This is a genomic window from Paucilactobacillus nenjiangensis (assembly GCF_005405445.1).
Classification (GTDB): Bacteria; Bacillota; Bacilli; order Lactobacillales; family Lactobacillaceae; genus Paucilactobacillus; species Paucilactobacillus nenjiangensis.
This window is the reverse complement of sequence record NZ_BJEB01000013.1, coordinates 16,726-38,727: the sequence shown is the minus strand read 5'-3', so window position 1 is coordinate 38,727 and position 22,002 is coordinate 16,726. Positions and strand designations below refer to the sequence as shown.

At 40.0% G+C, this 22,002-nt stretch carries 25 protein-coding genes and 1 pseudogene; 19 read left to right on the top strand and 7 right to left on the bottom strand.

Annotation, left to right across the window (positions count from 1 at the left end; translation table 11 throughout):
* Window positions 1–211 precede the first annotated feature (211 nt).
* On the bottom strand, window positions 212–2,305 hold the full coding sequence (locus FFM59_RS03310; protein WP_137601640.1) for an AAA family ATPase: 2,094 nt from the start codon (window positions 2,303–2,305) through the stop codon (window positions 212–214).
* A gap of 282 nt (window positions 2,306–2,587) precedes the next feature.
* Between FFM59_RS03310 and FFM59_RS03305 the strand changes: the two genes are divergently transcribed.
* Complete coding sequence (locus FFM59_RS03305) at window positions 2,588–3,688, top strand: hypothetical protein (protein WP_137601639.1); 1,101 nt, start codon at window positions 2,588–2,590, stop codon at window positions 3,686–3,688.
* Window positions 3,689–3,724: 36 nt separating this feature from the next.
* Here the strand turns inward: FFM59_RS03305 and FFM59_RS03300 are convergent, their stop codons facing one another.
* Window positions 3,725–4,495: a hypothetical protein gene (locus FFM59_RS03300; protein ID WP_137601638.1), complete on the bottom strand. Its 771-nt coding sequence runs from the start codon at window positions 4,493–4,495 to the stop codon at window positions 3,725–3,727.
* 142 nt (window positions 4,496–4,637) lie between these two features.
* Here FFM59_RS03300 and FFM59_RS03295 point away from each other — a divergent pair, with 142 nt between their 5' ends.
* Complete coding sequence (locus FFM59_RS03295) at window positions 4,638–5,153, top strand: HdeD family acid-resistance protein (protein WP_137601637.1); 516 nt, start codon at window positions 4,638–4,640, stop codon at window positions 5,151–5,153.
* An 18-nt stretch (window positions 5,154–5,171) separates the two neighbouring features.
* Window positions 5,172–5,540 carry a hypothetical protein gene (locus tag FFM59_RS03290; RefSeq protein WP_137601636.1) on the top strand — a complete coding sequence of 123 codons (369 nt, stop codon included), beginning with the start codon at window positions 5,172–5,174 and terminating at the stop codon, window positions 5,538–5,540.
* A gap of 105 nt (window positions 5,541–5,645) precedes the next feature.
* Here FFM59_RS03290 and FFM59_RS03285 read toward each other — a convergent pair whose 3' ends face one another.
* Together FFM59_RS03285 and FFM59_RS03280 are read right to left on the bottom strand one after the other, a co-directional pair.
* Window positions 5,646–5,924: a hypothetical protein gene (locus tag FFM59_RS03285; protein ID WP_137601635.1), complete on the bottom strand. Its 279-nt coding sequence runs from the start codon at window positions 5,922–5,924 to the stop codon at window positions 5,646–5,648.
* Window positions 5,925–6,401 carry a MerR family transcriptional regulator gene (locus FFM59_RS03280; protein WP_137601634.1) on the bottom strand — a complete coding sequence of 159 codons (477 nt, stop codon included), beginning with the start codon at window positions 6,399–6,401 and terminating at the stop codon, window positions 5,925–5,927.
* A gap of 92 nt (window positions 6,402–6,493) precedes the next feature.
* On the opposite strand from FFM59_RS03280, the gene FFM59_RS03275 reads away from it, so the two are divergent.
* Window positions 6,494–7,435, top strand: a complete 942-nt coding sequence (locus tag FFM59_RS03275; RefSeq protein ID WP_137601633.1) for a DMT family transporter — start codon at window positions 6,494–6,496, stop codon at window positions 7,433–7,435.
* Between the two features lie 19 nt (window positions 7,436–7,454).
* On the opposite strand, the gene FFM59_RS03270 is transcribed toward FFM59_RS03275, so the two are convergent.
* Both FFM59_RS03270 and FFM59_RS03265 read right to left on the bottom strand, forming a co-directional pair.
* Complete coding sequence (locus FFM59_RS03270; protein WP_137601632.1) at window positions 7,455–7,820, bottom strand: VOC family protein; 366 nt, start codon at window positions 7,818–7,820, stop codon at window positions 7,455–7,457.
* Between the two features lie 108 nt (window positions 7,821–7,928).
* Complete coding sequence (locus FFM59_RS03265) at window positions 7,929–8,423, bottom strand: phosphatidylglycerophosphatase A family protein (protein ID WP_137601631.1); 495 nt, start codon at window positions 8,421–8,423, stop codon at window positions 7,929–7,931.
* 189 nt (window positions 8,424–8,612) lie between these two features.
* Here FFM59_RS03265 and FFM59_RS03260 point away from each other — a divergent pair, with 189 nt between their 5' ends.
* Both FFM59_RS03260 and codA read left to right on the top strand, forming a co-directional pair.
* Window positions 8,613–9,986, top strand: coding sequence for a cytosine permease (locus FFM59_RS03260; RefSeq protein ID WP_137601630.1), 1,374 nt, complete (start codon window positions 8,613–8,615; stop codon window positions 9,984–9,986).
* A gap of 356 nt (window positions 9,987–10,342) precedes the next feature.
* Window positions 10,343–11,578 (top strand): cytosine deaminase, encoded by a 1,236-nt coding sequence (gene codA, locus FFM59_RS03255; RefSeq protein WP_137601629.1) that lies wholly within the window; start codon window positions 10,343–10,345, stop codon window positions 11,576–11,578.
* 17 nt (window positions 11,579–11,595) lie between these two features.
* Here codA and FFM59_RS03250 read toward each other — a convergent pair whose 3' ends face one another.
* Window positions 11,596–11,994 carry a LysE family translocator gene (locus FFM59_RS03250; RefSeq protein ID WP_170175912.1) on the bottom strand — a complete coding sequence of 133 codons (399 nt, stop codon included), beginning with the start codon at window positions 11,992–11,994 and terminating at the stop codon, window positions 11,596–11,598.
* A 259-nt stretch (window positions 11,995–12,253) separates the two neighbouring features.
* Between FFM59_RS03250 and FFM59_RS03245 the strand changes: the two genes are divergently transcribed.
* The 13 genes and pseudogenes from FFM59_RS03245 (at window position 12,254) to hisI (ending at window position 21,988) form a co-directional block, all read left to right on the top strand.
* The gene (locus FFM59_RS03245; RefSeq protein WP_137601627.1) at window positions 12,254–12,655 is read left to right on the top strand and encodes a MarR family winged helix-turn-helix transcriptional regulator; all 402 of its coding nucleotides are present in this window, start codon (window positions 12,254–12,256) and stop codon (window positions 12,653–12,655) included.
* A 19-nt stretch (window positions 12,656–12,674) separates the two neighbouring features.
* A complete protein-coding gene (locus tag FFM59_RS03240; protein WP_137601626.1) occupies window positions 12,675–13,598 on the top strand; it encodes an EamA family transporter in 924 nt (307 codons plus the stop codon).
* A gap of 64 nt (window positions 13,599–13,662) precedes the next feature.
* Window positions 13,663–13,986, top strand: a pseudogene (locus tag FFM59_RS03235) (heavy metal-binding domain-containing protein).
* A 148-nt stretch (window positions 13,987–14,134) separates the two neighbouring features.
* Window positions 14,135–14,974 carry a histidinol-phosphatase HisJ gene (gene hisJ / locus FFM59_RS03230; protein WP_137601625.1) on the top strand — a complete coding sequence of 280 codons (840 nt, stop codon included), beginning with the start codon at window positions 14,135–14,137 and terminating at the stop codon, window positions 14,972–14,974.
* A gap of 8 nt (window positions 14,975–14,982) precedes the next feature.
* Window positions 14,983–15,294: a nucleoside triphosphate pyrophosphohydrolase family protein gene (locus FFM59_RS03225; protein ID WP_137601624.1), complete on the top strand. Its 312-nt coding sequence runs from the start codon at window positions 14,983–14,985 to the stop codon at window positions 15,292–15,294.
* Between the two features lie 602 nt (window positions 15,295–15,896).
* On the top strand, window positions 15,897–17,045 hold the full coding sequence (locus FFM59_RS03220) for an ATP phosphoribosyltransferase regulatory subunit (RefSeq protein WP_137601623.1): 1,149 nt from the start codon (window positions 15,897–15,899) through the stop codon (window positions 17,043–17,045).
* A complete protein-coding gene (gene hisG, locus FFM59_RS03215; protein ID WP_137601622.1) occupies window positions 17,042–17,680 on the top strand; it encodes an ATP phosphoribosyltransferase in 639 nt (212 codons plus the stop codon). Before FFM59_RS03220 ends, hisG begins: the two co-directional genes overlap by 4 nt.
* A 48-nt stretch (window positions 17,681–17,728) precedes the next feature.
* Window positions 17,729–18,994 (top strand): histidinol dehydrogenase, encoded by a 1,266-nt coding sequence (gene hisD / locus FFM59_RS03210; protein ID WP_137601621.1) that lies wholly within the window; start codon window positions 17,729–17,731, stop codon window positions 18,992–18,994.
* Window positions 18,994–19,578, top strand: a complete 585-nt coding sequence (gene hisB, locus FFM59_RS03205) for an imidazoleglycerol-phosphate dehydratase HisB (protein WP_137601620.1) — start codon at window positions 18,994–18,996, stop codon at window positions 19,576–19,578. Before hisD ends, hisB begins: the two co-directional genes overlap by 1 nt.
* Complete coding sequence (gene hisH / locus FFM59_RS03200) at window positions 19,578–20,204, top strand: imidazole glycerol phosphate synthase subunit HisH (protein WP_137601619.1); 627 nt, start codon at window positions 19,578–19,580, stop codon at window positions 20,202–20,204. The genes hisB and hisH overlap by 1 nt, the downstream gene beginning before the upstream one ends.
* Window positions 20,185–20,898: a 1-(5-phosphoribosyl)-5-[(5-phosphoribosylamino)methylideneamino]imidazole-4-carboxamide isomerase gene (gene hisA / locus FFM59_RS03195; protein ID WP_137601618.1), complete on the top strand. Its 714-nt coding sequence runs from the start codon at window positions 20,185–20,187 to the stop codon at window positions 20,896–20,898. Before hisH ends, hisA begins: the two co-directional genes overlap by 20 nt.
* Entirely contained in the window at window positions 20,898–21,656 is a 759-nt protein-coding gene (gene hisF, locus FFM59_RS03190) for an imidazole glycerol phosphate synthase subunit HisF (RefSeq protein ID WP_137601617.1), read from the top strand. Before hisA ends, hisF begins: the two co-directional genes overlap by 1 nt.
* Window positions 21,653–21,988, top strand: a complete 336-nt coding sequence (gene hisI, locus FFM59_RS03185) for a phosphoribosyl-AMP cyclohydrolase (protein WP_137601616.1) — start codon at window positions 21,653–21,655, stop codon at window positions 21,986–21,988. The genes hisF and hisI overlap by 4 nt, the downstream gene beginning before the upstream one ends.
* Window positions 21,989–22,002: the final 14 nt, after the last annotated feature.

Sequence of the window (22,002 nt, the reverse complement as noted above, 5' to 3'; positions counted from 1 at the left end):
AAAGCGATGCTAGTTTGTGCTGTGTTATAATTCTTGTACATGGAAGGAAACTCCTTTACTGTTTTGTTGTTTGGTTTTGTCGCTAACATCATAACAGGAATTTACTTCCTGTGTACATAGTTAAAGGGACTTTGGAGTGTTTTTCCAAAGTCCCTTTATTTTTTATAGTCTGGAATTAGTTTTTTCCCAGCCACTCATTTTTGTTTAACGATTATTTAGCTTCTGAAATTTGAATCGTGTCATTTTCAAGACTTGCATGCAAGTTCTTAACATTTAAATGATCCAAGTAGAAGTCAGTTACTTTGTCACGAATTTGTTGTTCAATCACACGACGGAGTGGACGAGCACCCATCGCCTCATCGTAACCTTGGTCAATCAACCAGTCTTTGGCATCGGCAGCTACAGATAAAGTAATGCCTTTCTTGCCAAGAGTTTCGTTAACTTCATCAATCATCAAATCGACAATCTTAGCTAAATCGTCTTTAGTTAAGTGACTAAATTCGACGATTCCGTTGAACCGGTTTAAGAATTCTGGGCGGAAGAATGGAGCTAAACGATCCATTAATTCAACGTTCTTATCATCCTTACGACCAAATCCAGCGTTTGAAGTTGCGATGACAACTGTGTTCTTAAAGTTGACCACATTTCCTTGGCCATCCGTTAAGCGACCATCATCCATTAATTGCAACAAGAGTGTCAAAACTTGAGGGTTGGCTTTTTCGATTTCGTCTAATAAAACAATCGAGTATGGATTACGACGAACTTTTTCAGTTAAGGTGTTGCTGTTATCCTCATAGCCAACGTAACCGGCAGTAGTACCAATTAACTTGGATACGGCGGTTAAATCAGCGTATTCAGACATATCTAACCGAATGATGCTTTCTTTGCTACCAAACATGTCTAAAGCCAACTGTTTAGCTAATTCAGTCTTACCAACTCCGGTAGGACCGACAAACAAGAAACTACCGATTGGGCGATTTCCTTCGTCAAAGCCTGCCCGGTTCCGGCGGATAGCTTGAGCAACCATTTCAACGGCTTCGTCTTGGCCAATAACCTTGCCCTTTAAACGAGCGCCAATTTCCTTCAAGCGTTCGATATCGGAAGCACCCATTTGAGAAACAGGAATTCCAGTTAATCGTTCGGTTGATTTAGCCACATCGTTGACGGTTGCCACCACAGTTTGAGTGGTGTCGCTGTCGGCATTTTTAAGTTGAGCTTCGAGTGATTCAACTTGTTTCTTAGCTTTACCAGCAGCTTCATAGTCTTCTTTAGCGACCGCATCTTTTTGATCTTGGTTAGCGCGTGCCAATTGCTTTTCCAGGTCAACCTTGTCAGTGACTGGATGTTGAGCAGACAGGTGAGCGGCAGTCATGTCGACTAAGTCAATGGCTTTGTCAGGTAATGAACGTTGTGGAATGTATTGGATTGAGAAATCCACAGCAGCCTTCAAAACGTCATCAGGTAGTTGGACATGGTGGTGTTGTTCATACAATTTCTTGATACCCTGTAAAATTTTGAGGGTATCTTCAGCACTAGGTGCATTAACCGTGACTTCGTTAAAACGACGAGCTAAGGCAGCGTTCTTAATAATCGTGTTGCGATATTCGTCTTGCGTAGTTGCACCAATCACAGTGATATCACCACGACTGAGGGCTGGTTTAATCATATCAGCGAGTCCCTTTGAACCTGACTCGCCACCCATCGCGCCAGTTCCTAGAATTTGATGAATTTCATCAAAGAATAAGATGACATTACCAGCTTTTTTGACTTCATCTACTAAGTTTTTGATATTCTCTTCGAAGCTACCACGATATTGGGTTCCAGCTTCCAAGTTTGAAAGGTCAATACTAATAATCTCTTTGTCTTTAATTGCAGCAGGGACATTACCAGCGACAATTGCCTGTGCCAAGCCTTCAACAACCGCGGTTTTACCGACACCAGCATCTCCAACTAACACAGGGTTGTTCTTAATCCGACGACTTAAAATTTCAGCCGTCTTTTGTATTTCATCATTGCGGCCAATCACGGGATCAAGTTCGTTGTTGCGTGCGGCCTCCGTCAAGTTGCGACCTAATTTGGCTAAAATGCCTTCTTCTTTAGGTTGCTGACCTTGAGGTGTTTGACCAGGTTGTTGAGCAGCAGCTTGTCTCATTTTGGCTAATTCTTCGGCAGAAACTTCCTTGCCGTTGACCAAATAACGTTGTTCCGAGTTTACACCATTCATACCACGCATCATTTCGTTAAAAATATCATCGATGCCATTATTTGTGAAGAATGGGTCGTTGCTAAACATTGAGTTTGCCATAATAAATTCCTCCTATATTGAGCGGAAGTGCATTACTTCATCTTGAGCAATTAAGCTTCTCGCTTTGACCTATTTTTGTAGTTTAAGAGGTTTTCTGTACCTCTCTGAATACTATAATACCGCTTTGATCAATAAAGGTCAAAGATTATGACTCACTATAAATACTGTCACTACGGTGATTTTATATTTTAATTTTTATAAAGTCAATAAAGGTCAAACTTAAGTTCAAAAAAAATTATTGTGGAATATGGTAAAATGAAAAATAAAAATGGAGAAAATGTGATGGATTACAAACTTAATACTAAGCACGTTAAAGATTTTCTGAAATCAAAAGAATTTACGCGACTATCAGCCAACCAACAAAAACATGCGGATAACATTTTAAGTCGATTTAATCATTACATGGAAATTGATCATCAGTTAGATGATCAGCATTGGAACGGCGAAGCAGTTGCGCAAAATATGGTCAGTGAATTCATTGCCACCCGAGAAGTTGATAATAAGTTTGGGGTAGCGGCTCTGGCCGTGTTAAATGCGTATGTTAAATTTTTGAAATTGTCCAATGAACAAGAAATTTTAGTTACGTTGAATAAACGGGAGAACATCTTCCGAATGCAGCGAAGTAGATTGTTAGGGATGAATATTGATGATTTTTCAACAATGGTAGATCAAATGATTGCCGACGATGAATGGGGCCCATTGGAACGCGAAACTAGAGAGTGGGTTGAAGCACTGGAAAAAAAAGATTATTTCCAAAAAATTCCCATGGATGATAGTTCAAAAGCTGTGGCGATTAATATTTTCGTTGAATATGTGGTGGATTGGTCGAGCACAAACGTAAATAATTGGCCCACGAATGCGATTCAATTTGTCGTCAGCTACTCATTATTATTGCATCCTGAATTAGATGACCGAGACTTGAAATATATTGTTCCTGTGATCAAAGCCCTTTTCCAATATTTATTTGAAATTGAGCAGATTGATGCCCGACATCTTGAAACCTACAATCAAGCGTTAGACCAGTTGGCACCATTTGTGGTAGCAATGCTTAAATATACGTTTGCCGATCGTGAAGTGATGATTTTGGCAAATTATGTGAAATCAAACCATAGTCAACAACAAACCCCTGAGCAAATTGATGCCTGGATTGCTACTCACCCACAAGAAGTGGATTCAATGTTGCTCAGACTGGAACCATGGAGAAATGATGATACTTATGATATTCAAGAAGATCTTGAAGGTGAGTTCTCGATTGTTGATGTTGTTGAACGTCGAGATGCAAGAGAGCAGCAAGATAAATTTAACAAACAACATAAGGGTAATGTGATTCCATTTAGTCAGAAAAAGCGAAATAAAAAGAAAAAGAATAAGCGAAAAAAATAACCAGTCGTTCGTTAAGCCGAACGGCTGGTTTTTGTGTTATCTAATTTTAGTTTGTGGTAATAACATGGCAGTTCCAACAATTAGGAAAGTCAATGCAAAGGGACTTGGTTCGAACATGAAGTATGTAGGAACCGACAGGTAAATGACACAGAACACAGTCATTCCAAAGAAAGCTAAGCCCGCCCCAATGATGCGTGATAAGACAAACTTTTTCACGAGTCCACGGATAAAATAAAACAAGGTTAACGCCCAAATTAGTAAAGCTGGGATTGTGATGTAGTAAAGGTTGTACGAAGCCCAGATATCAAACGAAATACCATATTGTGAGTAGGCGGCCACAAGTCGTGGCACTTGTCCCAACATAAAGATGGCAAAGGGTACTAAAACAACCAATATTAATTCGTACCACATTAATTTAAATTGCCAATCAATCTTACCGGATTGGTGGCGAGATACCCAAATGTCGGTACCAAACCAGACCAAACCGACTGCCTGGATAATCATTGGTAGATAAACATCAATGAAGTAAATTACCGGCATTTGATACAGTGCTGAACTGGCCATTAATTGCCATAAAATTCCTGCCAAAATTAAACTAGCACCGATGCCGTTGGTTAACCCAGCTTGACGACCGATTAAGGTCACACTGAACCAAAGGAGTGCTGCGAGTGCATAAATACCGTATGAAAGATAACCTGCGATGGTCGTCGTTAATGATCCACTTGGGAATAAGTAATAAGTCCAATAACATGCTAGAATCAAGACCACGTTGGCAATCAGCCAAATTCGTGCCGTTTTTTTAGTCAAAATAGTTCCTCCTATTTCATTGTCATTTTTCATTATACATGAAAATTGCATGAGAGATTTAGAAGAATTCAAGAAGATCGAAATAATTGAGTCCAATTGATAGCTCTGTTATATTGAAACTAATAGATAGGGGGAGATTGTTATGGATGATTTTGGACCTGCCAGAAAAAGATTTAAGTTACCATCATTTGTCTTAGGCCTAGCATTCTTATTTGTCGGCGTGGCGGCCGTCATGAAACCGGGACGTGCGGTAATGGGAATTATGTGGATTATTGCCGTTGTGATGTTGTTCAAAGGGATTTTTTCATTTTTAGGCTACTTTGAATTACGCAAAGTTGTCGGACAGACCACCTGGTTTGTGATGCTATCGGCATTATTGGACATTGTGCTTGCCATTCTTTTATTTGCTAATTTAAATGCCAGCATGATGTTCTTGGGCTACATGTTAGCCTTTTGGTTTATCTTTGATTCATTTAATGCCATTCAGTTATCTGGCATTAGCCGTTTTTCAAGTTTTAGTACTTTACTGGGAGTTTTAGGGATTATTGCCGGGGTCATCATGTTGTTTAATCCTTTGATTGGATCAACATTTATTGTTTATCTTTTAGCGTTTTATTTATTTCTATTTGGAGTTATTTTAATTGTTCGTGCATTTTAGTAAAGGGGGAGTACTGGAGTGGAAGATATAATTAAGTTTAATGCCAATCAATTGAGTTTGACGATTGGAGAACTTTTAGCAGCAATTGAGAATGGTGATATTACTGCTGATTTGAAGCGTCGTGAGATTAACGAAATCGATTTTATTGAAATTGAACCATTTCGAAGAAGCCGTAAATTTGATTATGACCTTCGTCTAGAACGCTTTGTTTTGGACGATATCGGGGACCCTGATGATTTTGAGGATGATTATTTTGACGAAATTGGACGATTAGAAATGGTCTTTTATCGTTATAAAATTAATTCTGAAGCTCGTCAAGCCGATAGCCAGGCGAATACTGAAGATTGGCAAGCTTTTGTCAGTCAAAACTCTCAATACAAAGAATAGAGTGACGATTCCCTCGGGTATCCGCTGAGTAATAACAAAGATAACGAAAAAGCATGTGGCCAAATGAATATTTTGGACACATGCTTTTTGTATTTAGAATGTAAATTATTCTTCTTGATTTTTGTCGTCGGTCGTTTCTTTTGTTTCTTTCTTATCACGATGTTTGGGCGTGATTTTTTCAGTCATAAAAGTCATCGCCAGGCCAATTAAAAAGATGGCAAAACAGGCCGCGAAGGCTGCCCAACCGTGTAAGACATCAAAGAAATAAAATGATAGCTTGTGACCGTACATTACTTGAACTAATGGACCAATGATGAGGGCTGCAGAGATGAGGGCGACCCCAATGCCAATCGTGTGTAAATCGTCGTTTTTATATTTTTTCATTTATCGTTTTCCTAACGTTTTCGCATCGCTGTTTTTCAGGAGCTGTGCATATTCATTAAGGGTGTCCTCGGATACTTCGAGGGTGCCATCCAGTAAGTGAATATTTTCAGTTCCAGCTTCAATTGCAGTTTTGTAATACCACTTCTTATAATGCAGAAAGGCAAGCGATTTTTCAAGTTGTTTGATTTCTGCTTCTGACGTTAATTCGTGTTTTTCCAAAAATTCGTAGCGGGCTTCTAAAGAATCGTCGCCATCCCCACGCCATGAGGCAAAGTAGGCGATATCTTTTAGTGGCACGTCAGCCTTCTTCATCTCAATGACCAAGCGGATGTGATTAATATCATCATCAGTGAAAACGCGCCGGCCACCTTCATCGCGACGGACTGGTGGAATCAAATCTTCATGTTCATAATAGCGAATTGTTTCAACGGTGACGCCAATTTTTTCGGCGACTTGGCCAATAGTGAAAGTTTTCAAAATTAATTCTCCTTTTTGCTTGAGCTGAAGTTAACTTTAGGTGATAGAGTACTTTTTGTTATAAAATAAGTACAGAGATACGGAGGAACATTATGTTAGCAATTTTTATTGGCCTGTTTATTGGGATTATTTTGCCTATGCAAACAGCGATTAACTCAAAACTGCGCACATTTGTGCAATCACCATTTACTTCATCAATGATTTCATTTACGGTTGGCACGATTTATTTGGCGGTTATGACCTTGATTAGTGGCAAATCACTGTTCGTGTCGGCCACGACTTTTAGCGATAATCCATGGTGGATTTGGCTCGGTGGGCTCCTCGGAGTCTTTTACTTAACGAGCAATATCTTATTATTTCCGAAATTAGGTGGAGTTCAAACAGTTATCATGCCGATTTCGGGCCAAATTATTATGAGCATGTTAATCGATAATTTCGGCTGGTTTGCATCAGCGGTGCACCCATTTGGATTAACCAGATTAGTCGGGACCATTATCTTGGTGGCAGGCTTGTACGTCACGATTGTGTTGCCAGATCAATTGGAAAAGAAAAACACAATTGAAGGCGAAAAAACGCATGTCAAGGAAGTCTGGTTCTGGCGCTTAGTGGGTGTACTCGCCGGAATGATTTCAGCGACTCAAATTGCCATCAATGGACACCTGGGCACGGTACTGGATTCTTCGATTCATGCCTCGTTTATTTCATTTCTCCTCGGTTCAGTAATCTTAATTGTCTTGGTGGGTATCAAAGAACGTGGGTACAAACAAATTACGTTGGCAATTGGACCAGGTAAAGCTTGGTGGGTTTGGCTGGGTGGCGTAATCGGTGGGACTTATGTCTTGGGGACCGTTTATTTAGTTCCAGTGCTAGGTACGGGCGCCGCCGTAGTCATTGCCTTGTTTGGTCAAATGATCGGTGGCATTTTAGTCGATAGCTTTGGCTTGTTGGGAGCGAAGAAAAATCCTGTAGTCTTGGCACAAATTATCGGGCTCATTATCATGATTATTGGTGTGATTCTGATTAAATTGACTTAATTGACGGACGAAATGACTTTCATTTCGCCTGTTTTTTGGCTAACACAAAATAATTACCATCTGGGTCGGCAAAGTTACAAGAAATTAAGCCCGCTTGAACCATGATTTCGCCCGGATTATCCAAGCGACTTCTAATCTGTTTAAAATTATCAGTAAAAAGCATCAACGAGGGAACATTGTCGGCGACTTCCGGTGAATATTCTTTGACGAAGTCACGGGGAAAGATGCCCAGCTCAATGTCCCGGTTCAATGATAAGGTAATACCGGTATAGCCACCAGGCAGATCTAGAACATCAGTGATTTCAGCGTTGAAGTTGGTTTGCCAAAAATCTCGATTCAAGTTTATATCGTCTACATAAATCATGACACGCATTTTATCAATCATCACATTACTCCTCCATTCGCTTGTTACAGAAATTGTATCATTTATCGCGCTAAAATGAAGGAAGAAAAAGCGAGAAACCAGTTCACCGGTTTCTCGCTTTTAAGGTTGCTAACTATATTCATGGGCCAATTTACCCGCCACGGCGGCAGCAATGGCACCAACAATATCATCAATAAAGGTGTTTACATCGTTAAGGGAAGTATCAAGTTTACCGATAATCCCCGGTTTAATGCGATCGACATAACCAAAGTTGGTAATTCCGATGGCACCATACATATTAGCAATTTGCAGTGCTAGCGTTTCATCGACACCGAACACACCCATGTCATGTGACACAATCGTTTGCAGTGGTTCATCTAACTGGCCTTGATTGGCCATTTTATCTAAGTAAAGTCCAACCATCACATTGTTGAGTAATTCGCGTTTATGCATCACATTAATCGTGACTTCTTCAAATTTTTCAATCGTGACGTCAGGTAAGAAACCATGCTGTAGTTCATAAGTGATTTCAGCAATTGATCGAAGTGTCACGCCTTTTTTATCCAGTTCGTTAACGACGTAATCAAAGGCTTTCGTATCTGGATACTTTTTATCATCTTGCATTTAAATAACCTTCTTTCGTGGAACATTCAAAATAAGTATACCAGTTTAAAATTTTGGTGGAAATAAAACGAATTATTTCGTTTTGCCTAGCAAAAACTTGCTAAGATAGAGATGAAAAAATTTCAAGGCTATTGTTTGCAAGCTTTTTATTATATGATGTAACTAGCGCAGAGAAGATGGGAGAACAAGATGAAAGAGAAAAAACAATATCAATTGGATAGTATCGCACCGCAAAATCGGCGGATGAATTATTGGGATATGTTTGCCACTTGGGTAGGGGCGAATGCGAATAACGGGACCTGGTTTATTGGTGGGGTGATTGCCGCCTGTGGACTAATTGGAGGCGTTGAAGCCTTGATTGTTGGTTCAGCCATCGCCTATGTCTTTTTATCATTAGTCGGCTACATGGGCTACAAAACCGGGGTTTCGACGACGGTTGTCTCACGGGCCGCTTTTGGCTTACGCGGTAGCATCGGACCTTCAATTGTTAATTTGATTCAATTTATTGGCTGGACGGCCGTGAATACTTTTATTGCGGCGACCTCAGTCTCGTATTTATGTAATGAAATATTTGGTTGGCCGGTTTACGGAAAACCCGGTGGCCAATGGGGACTCTTATTCGGTATTGGTATCATGAGTGTTTTACATTTAATTAGTGTTTCCGCAGGTCAGAAATCGATTCAAATGATTGAACGCGTCGGGATGATTATTGTCTTTATTTTCGTGATTTGGGAATCGATTGCAGTCTTTAAGCAGGTTTCCTTTGCCGATATTGCTCATTGGCAAGTGCCAGCCAAATCGAAGATGTCATTTGGAACCGCACTCGACACACTTGCTGCTTTTAACTTAGCTTGGGTCACTGCTGGGGCCGACTTTACGCGTTTTACGAATAAAAAATCAACTGCTACGACGGCCCCATTTTTAGGTGCGATGATTGGGGTATTCTGGTTTGCCTTTGTCGGTATTTTTGCCACGATTGCGATTGCCATCAGTAGCGGGGTTTACGATGCAAACAATTCAGATCCCAGCACGATTGCCTCTAAACTAGGCCTAGGAGCAATTGCGATGCTGGTAATTATCTTAACGAGTATGACCGCCAACGCTGTTAATCTGCAGGCAGCTGGCTCTGCATTAAACAATATGTTTCCAAAAATCAAATTAAAACCGTCCCTGTGGATTGTGACCATTTTAGCCACATTGGTGACCATCGTGCCCATGTTAGTCGGTAGTTTTTTAGATACTTTCGTGACCTTCTTAGATGTCCTGGGCATGATTCTCGGACCTTGGATTGCGATTATGGTGGTTGATTTCTTCATTATCAACCGCGGCAATTATTCCCTAACTGATTTAGCTTCTGCCGGTGGTAAATTTTGGTATGCGCACGGGATTAGTTGGATTGCTTATGTTAGCTGGATTATCGGGGTATTCTCTTATATGGGAATGCAAAAAGTCGATTGGATGCAAGCCACAGTCGGTGCGGCTTATCCTAATATGTTAGTGATTGGCATCGTCTATTATATTCTGATGAAACTGTTTAACAAACCTGTCACCAATCCGCAATAACGTTGTTGATTGATGGCCTTGATGATACTTAAACAATATTTCTTATTTTTATGTCTAATACTTCATACTTTCTTCACACGATGTGATTATAGTAGTCAACATACCAATTAAACCTCTTTTCATTTACTCCTCCAAAGTAATGAAAACAGTAGCTGGAGAGCAGCTACAATCCTACTCCTAGAACTAGATCGGCTTACCCGGGCTGGTCTAGTTTTTTTAGTTTTTCAATTGGTATAACCAGTTTGCAATCAGTTTGATTGTGGACTGGCTTTTTTGCGTCCAGTTAAAATTATGTTTGCACTTAAAATACTGAACTTGTATTGTAGAGATAACAATAACGATAAGGAGCGATTGTGATGTTAATCAAAAATGTTCATATTGAATCAGAAGAAGACGCACAAGATGTTCGAATTATTAATGGTAAATTTACGCAAATAGCGACTGACCTGGAACGACACGATAATGAAGAGGTCATTGAAGGCCAAGGCAACTTATTGCTGTCTCCATTTATCGATTCTCACGTGCATTTGGATGCTACCCGGACGGCAGGTGATCCGGAGTGGAATGAATCTGGAACTTTATTTGACGGGATTCGCATTTGGACAGAACGTCGCAAATCGCTCACTAAAGAAGATGTTAAAAAACGCGCCATTGAAACCATTCGCGAACAAGTCGCCAATGGAATTCAAGTAGTGCGCAGCCATGTTGATGTCACTGATCCTAATTTAACGGCCTTAGAGGCTTTGTTAGAAGTCAAGAATGAAGTGGCAGATTATGCGGAGCTCCAATTAGTCGCCTTTCCTCAATCTGGAATTTTATCATTTCCACATGGTAAAGAATTAATGGAACAAGCCGTCAAAATGGGTGTCGATGTAATTGGTGGGATCCCTCATTTTGAATTTACCCGCGATTATGGGGTTGAATCATTAAAATTTATTGTTGGACTGGCAGAAAAGTATGACCGCTTAATCGATGTCCATTGTGATGAGATTGATGATCCCAATTCACGTAACTTGGAAGTATTAGCGACGTTAGCTTATGAAACCGGACTTGGCGATAAGGTAACTGCCAGTCATACTACAGCGATGGGTTCTTATGACGATGCTTATTGTTATAAGTTGTTCCGCTTGTTGGAATTGTCGAATGTGAACTTTGTCTGCAATCCTGAAGTTAACTTACATTTGGGTGGACGCTTTGATACTTATCCAAAACGTCGTAGTATGACCCGGATTAAAGAATTATCTGAAGCGGGCATCAACGTGTCGTTTGGCGAAGATGATATTAAAGATCCATGGTACCCAATGGGAAATGGAAACATGCTGGATCAAGTCCAAATCGGTATTTTAGCCGGTCAATTAATGGGCTATCATGATATTCAAAATGCATACCAGTTCGTGACGAACAATGCCGCTAAGACATTGCACATCGCTGACCGTTACGGGATTGAAGTCGGTAAAGATGCAAACTGTTTGTTAATGAATCAAAAAAGCTTCTACGATGTTCTCAATGAACACGCAGAAGTCTTATATTCAATCCGAAAAGGAAAGATTTTAGTAGAAACTGAACCTAAGCAAGTCCACACTCACTTTTAAGAGGTGGGTTGAACTATTTATCTCCATAAATCATAAGCACTAAAGACTAATAATGCTGAGACAATTAGATTAATGCCACGGTAATGGGCGCTATAAAAATTTTGGATTAATTGTCCGGCTAACGTCCAAGTCAAAGTACCAACAATGCCAAATAAAATCATGATCGTGAATTTCATTGGGACGGTCCCCCAGAGACCAGCGACGGCAAAAGTGCTCATCCCCGTTACAAAGTAGAGATAACACTTGATATTAGTGGCTTGCAACAGGGCACCGGTCATAAAAGGATGCTGCCCAGCTGCAGCGGCACTATCGGGGTGAGAAATTAACACGTGATAGGCCAAGTAAAGTAGATAGAGCGAACCGATAATTTTTAAGCCAAAGACGACCGATTCGTATTGTTGAAAAAATGGATGCAAACAGTGAAATAACCCCGCCAATGATAATGAGGCCGAATAAAATGCCCGAGTTGAATACCAGGCCTTTACGAAAGCCCTTTTGTTGTCCTTCCGACATAGCCATAATGGTGTTGGGACCCGTTTTGAATGACATGACGGTGATGAACGCTAAGAATCCAGTCATATGTATTACCTCTCTAATTTAATTGCATTTGCAATAATATATTAATCGATATTCTAACGTGGTATAATTGCATTTGCAATGAAAGGAGTTAATTAAATGTTTAAAATCATTCGAACCATTGGAGCCGCCACCCGTTCAATTCAGACTGTCTCTAACGAAACCTTTAAACCGTTAGGACTGAATAATAATTTATTCATTTATTTAATTCGTACGGTGGAACAGCCAGGGATGTTTTTGGGTGAATTGGCGGATAGCTTGCAAATTGATCGCACGACGAGCTTTCGAACCGTCCAAAAACTTGTGAAATTAGGCTATTTAGAACTGAAAAATGATCAACAAAATTTAAAAATTAAACGTGTTTTTCCAACGACCAAAGCCAAAGAGCTGTATCCACAGTTACACGACTATGAACAACAATCTTCAGATGTATTACTCAAAAATTTATCAACGACAGAACGTAATCAGTTAGCAAAATTACTCGATAAGTTAAATATTTAATTCTTTGGAGGTCGTGCATGTGTCAAATAAGAGAAAAGGGATTTTATTAGCAATCATTGGACCAATTATGTGGGGCATTTCGGGAAATGTCGCCGAATATTTATTTTCAGTTCCAAATGTCACGCCACAATGGTTAGTGACAATTCGCCTGTTTGGCTCGGGTATTCTGTTACTGTTTTGGTGCTTAGTGACCGAGCCTAAAAAGACGATGGCAGTGTGGAAAAGTCCGCACACGATTATTAATTTATTAGTGTTTGGCCTCGCTGGGGTGTTGGTCTCTCAATACACCTATTTTTCGGCGGTCGCAGAAACCAATGCACCAACGGCCACAATCATGCAAATGTCTGGAACGGTCTTTATCATTGTTTATTTAGCGCTGCGAGCTTGGCAGCTCCCACGCCGGCTCGACGTGATTTCGGTAATTTTTGCCGTTGCGGGAACTTTTTTCTTAATTACCCACGGTCATCTTAACTCGTTGGCGATTACGCCGATGGGAGCCATTTGGGGTGTCTTATCCGGACTAGGGGCAGCATTTTATACCTTGCTGCCGCGAAAACTGTTAAAGGAATACGATACGAAGTTGGCGATTGGTTGGGCGATGTTATTTGCTGGGATTGTGATGTTACCCGGCTCATTATCATTAGCAACGCCCAAAATTACTGTGCCAGTGTTTGCAGCTATCTTTTATGTGACTGTGTTTGGCACGATGCTTGCCTATCTGTTTTATGTCGCCAGTTTAAATTATTTGTCACCTGCGACCACGGGGATGCTGGGGGTGTTTGAACCGTTAACAGCCACCTTGATTGGCGTTGCCTTTTTAGGCGCCCGATTTGGAGTACCAGAAATTTTTGGAATTTGTTTGATTTTAGCGACAACCTTTTTGCAAACCATCCCAACCGAAAAATTAGCTCGTTTTAGTCATAAACCGACTATCCTGAAATAGTTATCAATAGCCTACCGACGTACAATTCGCTATAATGGTGGTAAATCGATAGGGGGACGAACTTATGGCAAACGACATTTTAATCGCAACGACGGAAAATATCCCAGGACGTGAATATGAAGTGATCGGATAAGTATTTGGTTTAACCACTCAATCAAAAAATATTGTGCGTAACATTGGTGCAGGCCTTAAGAATATTGTTGGTGGAGAAATTAAAGATTATACTCAAATGTTAATTGAATCACGTGATATCGCAATTCAGCGGTTACGTGATAATGCTTCATAAATGGGTGCTGACGCTGTCGTAATGATGCGTTTTGACTCTGTTGCTATTAGCGATGATATGCAATCAGTCGCTGCGTATGGTACGGCAGTTAAATTTAAATAGCGTGTGACAGCTCACGGTTATACGGAAAATTTAAGTTTTGGAGCACTATTACGCAGTGAACAGATAAAAAATAATTGAATTTCAATATATTAAAAAACTAAACAGATCACTTTAGTGGTCTGTTTTTATCTAAAGATGGAGGCACGTTATGGTCAAACGAGATGGACATACACATACGGAATTTTGTCCTCATGGTAGTGGAGATGCTGCTGAAGCCATGGTCCAAAAAGCAATTAAAATGCGGTTTACAGAATATAGTATTACTGAACATGCTCCATTGCCACCAGAGATTGCTGAGCATTTTGGTGGTACTCGCGAAGGGCTAGATACAGCTTCCATCAGTATTGATCAAGTCCGACTTTATTTAGATTTGGCTCATCAGTTACAAGCTAAATATGCTGATCAAATCAAAATTAACGTTGGGTTTGAAGTGGATTATTTTGAAGATTATGAAACCTGGACAAAAGAGTTTTTAGACGAATATGGTCCAGAAACATCGGATAATCTATTATCGGTTCATTTTATGCCAGGTAAAGATGATAAATTATGGTGCGTGGACTATACAATCGATGATTTTGCTGAAGGATTTGCAAATTTAATCGCAGAACCACAAAACTTGTTTGAACGATTTACACGACTTGAGTTGGCCGCAACGCAATCTGATTTGGGTCAATATAAGCCAACCAGACTCGGACATATCACCTTGATTCGTAAGTTCCAAGATTATTTCAAATTACCTCGTCAGTTAGATGAAAAAAATCTCTGGTTAATGACAGAATTACTAGAAGAGATTAAAAAACGGGGATATGAACTGGATTTGAATACTGCCGGGTTATACAAAGAATATTGTAATGAAATTTATCCTACGCGGCGAGTTGTGCAACAAGCTAAAGAATTAGGTATTCCAGTGATTTATGGATCGGATGCTCACAGTATTCGAGAAGTAGGACATGGATATCACGAAGTGGAAGATTTCATTCGAGAATAGAGGACAAAATGGATATTAAAGAATTAGCAACTCGTTCTAAAGCAATTCGAGAGAGATATCATGAATTTGAAATTAACCAAGATGGACAGCCATGGAATGTTGAACAGGATGCCTTATCATTTTTGACCGATGCTGGTTTGGTTGGACGCAAGGTAATGGATCAAACCGGTAGTTGGCCAGACAGCAATGAAGATGTTAGCTTAGATTATAAAATTGCTGAATCGATTTGGTGGTTAGCCTCAATTGCCGATAATCAAAATATTAATTTAGAAGAAGCGCTTGATGATTTCTTAACTGAAAGAGAACAACATCTTAAATAATCTCCACTTGCAACAGAGACCAATGATTTATCGGTCTCTTTTTTGTTTAATATTTATCAGAAACATTGTTTGACGAACCTAAATAAAATAATTGACAATTAAAAAATATAGCGTATTATGAGTTTTACATTAATATTTGATGAGAATAATAAAGCGAAGAATAGTCCAGTAGATGCGAATTTGTTTAAGGGAGTCACGGTCACCGATTGAGAGCCGCGGCAACAAATCAATTTGAAGTCACAACTATGAGCTGATTAAATTAATCCGGTGGATACCGTTATCAAGTTGACTCCAGTCAGCATGAGCTAATTATCGTGAGGTAATTAGAAAATGAGGTGGGACCGCGATTTAATCGTCCTCGTAGCAAACATTATGTTTGTTGCGAGGACGTTTTTTGTATCAAAAGGTTTTCACTTATGAATAGCTCTCAAGTATTAACAAGAAATTTTAAAGATGCTGAACTCGCATCTGAGAAATTTAAAGTTAAGTGTCGAGAGTTGTAAGTGAAAACTAGATTATAAAAAAGGCTTTTCAACTCTGATATATCGAGTTGAAAAGTTAAAAAATTAGATTAAAGGAATTTAATTATCGGGAGAATTAAAATGTTAAAAAATCAACTTCCAACTGGCGTTCGAGATGAACTCGGTATTAATGCCAGAATTAAAGAAACAACGGTTAATACAATTCAAAATTATTTCTATCAACGTGGGTTTGAAAAAATCAAAACACCAGTGATTGAATACCAAGATGTGTTTGAGGACTATGACGTGGGTCAGCAGCGACTGTTCAAGTTCTTATCAGCTAGTGGTAATTCGGTCGTACTCAGGCCAGATATGACATTACCATTGGCAAGAGTGCTCAGTTCGACGCAAGTTAAGTTACCAGCCAAGTTTTATTATTCGGGAGACATTTTTAGAATTAACAAAGCTTTGTCAGGGTCACAAGATGAAATGACTCAAGCAGGCGCAGAATTGATTGGTTTCTCCAGTATGAAGGCTGAACAAGAATGTCTGTCGATGATGATTGAACTGGCTCAGATTTTGGAACTGGAATCAATCCAAATTGAATTAGGTTTGGCAAGGTTTGTGAAACAAATTTTAGAAATGCTAACAGATAACATTGATCAAATTCATGCTATTGAAGAAGCATTATTTTCTAAACAAATTACCAAATATAATCAACTAATCGTCGCGTTTGACGAATCAGAATATACCAGCTTATTGAAAATCTGGCCCCGCTTATTCGGCCCCGCACAAGATGTGTTAGATGAAATTTTTCCTTATAAATTTCCAGAACGATTGCAAGAAAAGGTAACGGAGCTGCGCCAATTGGTCAGCTGGTTACAAGTGCGCTATCCCAATCAAAATGTTGAAATTGACTTGAGTACTCGAGCACCACAGGATTATTATACGGGGATTACCTTCCAAGCCTATAGTAGTCAATCAGCCACCTTTTTGTTTAGCGGCGGACGGTATGATCATTTATTGAATCACTTTCAAAAAGAAAAAGTGGCGGCGATTGGTTTAGGGATTGATGTTGACCAAATTGCCCTAATTTCTCAAGTAGATTGTCAAACCACACCAATGACCTACATTTACTTTAATGATAATCAGTGGGAATTGGCTGAACAAAAATTAATGGAACTGGATAAGGCCACACTATGTTTGGTTGATTCACTGGAAGAAGCTCAGAAAGTAGCAGATAACAATGACGGACAGTTACTAGACCTAACCGCGGAGGTGATTAAATGACAGAACGAATTAAGATTGCACTAACTAAAGGGCGAGTTGAAAAACAAACGTTACCCTTGCTCGAAGTTGCTGGGTTGAACGTTGACCCAGTGTACGACAAGCAACGACGGTTAATTTTTGATTTACCGGATGATCCATACACGATTATTTTAGCGAAAGGGCCTGACGTCTCCACTTACCTTTCAAATGGGGCCGTGGATATCGGCATTGTTGGTAGTGATATTTTGGCAGAACAACAAGATGATGCCTATGAATTACTTGATCTCGGTATTGGTAAATGTCAGTTCATTCTGGCTTCCACACCGGATTTTAATCCTAAGAGTACGAAACGGAAGGTAATTGGCACCAAGTATCCGCATATTACGCAAGAGTATTTTGCGAAACGGGGCGAAGATGTTGAAATTATCAAAATTGAAGGTTCCGTAGAACTGGCGCCCTTAATTGGATTAGCAGATGCAATTGTTGATATCACCGAAACAGGGACTACCTTGCGAGAAAATAATTTAAAAATCTTTGATTATTTACGTGAGGTATCCACCAGAGTGGTTGTTAACCCAATGTCGTTGAAGCAACATCGAAATGAAATTTTTGATTTAGTTGACCGACTAGAAGGTGCCATTAAAGCCAAGTCGTAAGCTGCAGATAGAAATTGACATAATTTAAAAATCAGAGGAGATTTTATCATGAAAATAACAACAGATAGTTTAGAGAAGCAATTAGCCAACGTTCAAAAGCGAACAGCCCAATTAACCGATCCAAAAATCGAAGCGGCAGTTCGTGAAATTATTGAAACCGTACAAGCTAAAGGTGATGCAGCGGTTCGTGATTATACGAAAAAGTTTGATGGCGTTGAACTAGCAGATTTTAAAATTTCTGAAGAACGCATCGATGCTGCCTATGAAAATATTGACCCTAAGACGAAAGAAGCCTTAGAAGTTGCTCGCGATAACATCATCAGTTTCCACAAAAAAGAAGTTGAATATGGCTTCGTTGATACTGAAAAAGCTGGCGTAATGCGTGGCCAAAAAGTCATTCCGCTGGCCTCAGTTGGACTTTATGTACCCGGTGGGACGGCTGCTTATCCTTCGAGTGTTTTGATGAATGCGATTCCTGGAAAATTAGCTGGTGTTAAGCGACTCGTGATGGTCACTCCAGATCCTACTGAAGCCGTTTTAGCTGCTGCCAAAATTGCTGGTGTCGATGATGTTTATCAATTAGGTGGCGCTCAAGCAATTGCCGCCCTAGCTTATGGAACGGAAACAGTTCCTCGTGTTGATAAAATTTTTGGACCAGGGAACGTTTATGTAGCTACTGCTAAGAAGATGGTCTTTGGACAAGTTGCTATTGATATGATCGCTGGACCTTCTGAAATTGGGATTATCGCTGATTACAGTGCGAAACCAAAACAAATCGCGGCTGACTTATTATCACAAGCTGAACATGATCGCTTAGCGCGTCCAATTTTGGTAACCAACAGTATGAAATTAGCCGAATCAGTTTCGAATGAAGTTGAATTACAACTTCAAACGTTACCTCGTGAAGAAATTGCCCGTGAATCCGTTGAGGAACAAGGCTTTATTTCAGTGTTACCTGACTTAGACCAAGTCTTTGAATTGATGAACGCGATTGCACCAGAACATTTGGAAATCCAATTACCAAATCCAACTGGTTACTTGAGTTTAGTTGAAAATGCCGGTTCAGTCTTCTTAGGACAATACGCTTCAGAACCATTAGGTGATTACGTAGCAGGTCCTAATCACATTTTGCCAACTTCAGGGACGGCTCGTTTCTCATCACCAGTGGGGGTTTATGATTTTATTAAACGAACTCAATTTATCCAATATAGTGCAGCTGCCTTGGAAAAAGAAGCGCAATATGTCACAACTTTGGCCCGTGTCGAAGGACTTGAAGGTCATGCACGTGCAATTGAAGCACGGGAGGCCAAATAATGCGGACAGGTAAAGTTGAACGGATTACGAAAGAAACTTCGATTCAGGTCGAACTTGATTTAGATAACCAGTATGAAAGTGAAATTGATTCAGGAATTGGATTTTTAGATCATATGTTAATTCTCTTTGCTAAACATGGTCGGTTTGGCCTAAAAGTGAAAGCCGACGGAGACTTAAATGTGGATCCACATCACACCACTGAAGATATCGGAATTGCCATTGGCGAATGTCTGGTACAAGCGCTGGGTGACAAAACTGGGATTGAACGATATGGAGATGCCTTGGTGCCCATGGATGAAACTTTAGGCCAAGTAGTGATTGATTTAAGTGGTCGTTCTTACTTAGTATTTGACGCTGAGTTTACGAATCAAAAATTAGGTGGCTATGATACGGAGACGACGGAAGACTTTTTCCAAGGATTAGCTTTCAATGCGCACATGAATTTACATGCTCGAATTTTATACGGTCGTAATACCCATCATGAAATTGAAAGTTTGTTTAAAGCGTTAGGCCGTGCGCTACGCAAAGCAGTCACAATTAATCCTGAAATTGAAGGTGTGAACTCGACGAAAGGAATGATCTAATGATTGCAGTCATCGATTACGATACTGGAAATGTTAAAAATGTAATGAAGGCTTTAACATATGTTGGGCTGGAAAGTATCTTAACTGATGATGCTGACGAGATTTTGTCAGCAGATGGAGTTATTTTACCCGGCGTGGGATCATTTGGACCAGCGATGGATGAACTAAACAAACGTGACTTGGTGCCAGTGTTGCAAGAAGTTGTGCAACGAAAGATTCCATTACTCGGGATTTGTTTAGGCATGCAATTGCTATTTGAAACAGGCTATGAATTTGGCCAACATCAAGGGTTAGGATTTTTACCTGGTAAAATTGTGGAAATTCCAGCTAAAGAGGGTTTGAAAGTTCCTGAAATGGGTTGGAATCAAAATGAAGTGTTACAACCCGCAAGCCGGTTTGCCGGCGTTGATGGTAAATTTACTTACTTCGTGCACTCATTTTACGCTGATTGTCCGCAAGAAATTGTAGTCGCTGGGGTTCAATACAGTACGTTTATTCCCAGTGTTGTTAGCCAAGGATCAGTCGTGGGGATGCAATTTCATCCTGAAAAGAGTACGGATGCTGGCTTAGATTTGTTGAAAGCTTATAAAGGAATGGTGGAAGAATATGTGGATACCCGCAATTGATTTATCTCAAGGTCAAAGTGTGCGTTTATATCAAGGTGATTTTGAACAAAAAACAATTATAAATTCAAATCCATTGGCTCAAGCACAACAAATTGAAGTAGCGGGGATGCAATGGTTGCATTTAGTTGATTTAGATGGCGCTAAAGCTGGCAATCCGCAAAATTTATCAGCGATTCAAGCAATCCTGAAAAACACGAATTTAAAAGTGGAACTGGGTGGCGGAATTCGCTCATTGGACCAAATTGAAACTTATTTAAAACTAGGGATTACCAGAGTCATTATTGGCTCAGCTGCCATTAACAATCCATCGATTGTAAAGCAGGCCGTGGACCAATTTGGAGCTGAAAAAATTGTTGTCGGGGTTGATGGACGCAATAAAATGGTGGCCACTGAAGGCTGGTTAGAAACTAGCTCAACTTCGATGGCTGACGTCATTGCCAAAATGATTGGATTTGGAGCAGACACGTTTATCGTGACTGACATTGATAAAGATGGAACCATGCAAGGACCCAACACCGAATTACTCGTTGAATTGCAAAGCCAATTTAGACAAGCTAACATTATCGCGTCAGGTGGGATTCGTGATATTGATGATTTGCAAAATTTAAAAGATGCAGGCATTGATAGTGCAGTGATTGGTAAAGCTTTATCAAATGGTGGTATCACCCTAGAACAGTTAAAGGCGGTGGATTAATGCTCGCAAAACGAATTATCCCGTGTCTGGATGTTGATGATGGCCGGGTCAAAAAAGGAATTAATTTTGTTAATTTAAGAGATATTGGTGATCCAGTTGAAATTGCCGCAATGTATCAAGAGCAAGGGGCTGATGAATTAGTCTTTCTCGATATTACAGCGACGAATGAACAACGTAAAACGATGGCCGATGTGATTGAACGGGTATCATCTCAAGTGTTTATGCCTTTAACAGTGGGCGGTGGAATTCGCAGTATTGAAGATATGCAAACAATGTTGCGTGCTGGGGCTGATAAAGTTTCACTGAATTCAGCAGCGGTGAATAATCCCGCTTTGATTCAACAAGGCGCAGAAAAGTTTGGTTCTCAATGTATTGTTGTAGCCATCGATACTTGGTGGAATGAAGAAACCGAACAATATGATGTGATGGTCAAAGGTGGTCGTGAAGATACCGGACTAAATGCCATTCAGTGGGCCAAAGTTGTTCAAAAATTAGGTGCAGGAGAATTGTTAATTACCAGTATGGATGCCGATGGAACAAAAAATGGCTTTGATATTGCACTGTATCAAGCAATGGATGAAGTAGTTGATGTGCCATTGATTGCGTCCGGTGGTGTGGGTAAGGTTGAAGATTTTAGTGAAGTATTTCAAGAAACTAATGTGGATGCAGGTTTAGCAGCTTCTGTTTTTCATTTTCGTGAATTAACCGTCGATCAAGTTAAAGCTCATTTACGTGAACAAAAGGTGGTAGTTCGATGATTTATCCAAAATTTGATAATGAAACTGGGTTAGTTCCCGCAATTATTTCGGATGTGCATACGCATGAAGTGTTGATGCTGGCCTATATGAACAAGGAAGCTTTTGAAAAAACGGTTGAGACAAAACAAACATGGTTTTGGTCACGTTCCCGTCAAGAATATTGGCATAAAGGTGAAACTTCAGGAAATACCCAAAGCGTGGTTGAAATTAAGATTGATTGCGACTTAGATACTTTAGTCGTGATGGTTGAAAAAAAGGGACCAGCCTGTCATACCGGCCACGAAAGTTGCTTCTTCCGGACAATTAATAGCACGGATGAAACGGTTTATTAAAGTAGCTGAAAATT

Excerpts from the sequence above, each read along its gene's own strand:
- FFM59_RS03310 (WP_137601640.1), bottom strand. The coding sequence starts at position 2,305 with ATGGCAAACTCAATGTTTAGCAACGACCCATTCTTCACAAATAATGGC.
- FFM59_RS03305 (WP_137601639.1), top strand. The coding sequence starts at position 2,588 with ATGGATTACAAACTTAATACTAAGCACGTTAAAGATTTTCTGAAATCA.
- FFM59_RS03295 (WP_137601637.1), top strand. The coding sequence starts at position 4,638 with ATGGATGATTTTGGACCTGCCAGAAAAAGATTTAAGTTACCATCATTT.
- FFM59_RS03285 (WP_137601635.1), bottom strand. The coding sequence starts at position 5,924 with ATGAAAAAATATAAAAACGACGATTTACACACGATTGGCATTGGGGTC.
- FFM59_RS03275 (WP_137601633.1), top strand. The coding sequence starts at position 6,494 with ATGTTAGCAATTTTTATTGGCCTGTTTATTGGGATTATTTTGCCTATG.
- FFM59_RS03270 (WP_137601632.1), bottom strand. The coding sequence starts at position 7,820 with ATGATTGATAAAATGCGTGTCATGATTTATGTAGACGATATAAACTTG.
- FFM59_RS03265 (WP_137601631.1), bottom strand. The coding sequence starts at position 8,423 with ATGCAAGATGATAAAAAGTATCCAGATACGAAAGCCTTTGATTACGTC.
- FFM59_RS03260 (WP_137601630.1), top strand. The coding sequence starts at position 8,613 with ATGAAAGAGAAAAAACAATATCAATTGGATAGTATCGCACCGCAAAAT.
- codA (WP_137601629.1), top strand. The coding sequence starts at position 10,343 with ATGTTAATCAAAAATGTTCATATTGAATCAGAAGAAGACGCACAAGAT.
- FFM59_RS03245 (WP_137601627.1), top strand. The coding sequence starts at position 12,254 with ATGTTTAAAATCATTCGAACCATTGGAGCCGCCACCCGTTCAATTCAG.
- hisJ (WP_137601625.1), top strand. The coding sequence starts at position 14,135 with ATGGTCAAACGAGATGGACATACACATACGGAATTTTGTCCTCATGGT.
- FFM59_RS03225 (WP_137601624.1), top strand. The coding sequence starts at position 14,983 with ATGGATATTAAAGAATTAGCAACTCGTTCTAAAGCAATTCGAGAGAGA.
- FFM59_RS03220 (WP_137601623.1), top strand. The coding sequence starts at position 15,897 with ATGTTAAAAAATCAACTTCCAACTGGCGTTCGAGATGAACTCGGTATT.
- hisG (WP_137601622.1), top strand. The coding sequence starts at position 17,042 with ATGACAGAACGAATTAAGATTGCACTAACTAAAGGGCGAGTTGAAAAA.
- hisD (WP_137601621.1), top strand. The coding sequence starts at position 17,729 with ATGAAAATAACAACAGATAGTTTAGAGAAGCAATTAGCCAACGTTCAA.
- hisB (WP_137601620.1), top strand. The coding sequence starts at position 18,994 with ATGCGGACAGGTAAAGTTGAACGGATTACGAAAGAAACTTCGATTCAG.
- hisH (WP_137601619.1), top strand. The coding sequence starts at position 19,578 with ATGATTGCAGTCATCGATTACGATACTGGAAATGTTAAAAATGTAATG.
- hisA (WP_137601618.1), top strand. The coding sequence starts at position 20,185 with ATGTGGATACCCGCAATTGATTTATCTCAAGGTCAAAGTGTGCGTTTA.
- hisF (WP_137601617.1), top strand. The coding sequence starts at position 20,898 with ATGCTCGCAAAACGAATTATCCCGTGTCTGGATGTTGATGATGGCCGG.
- hisI (WP_137601616.1), top strand. The coding sequence starts at position 21,653 with ATGATTTATCCAAAATTTGATAATGAAACTGGGTTAGTTCCCGCAATT.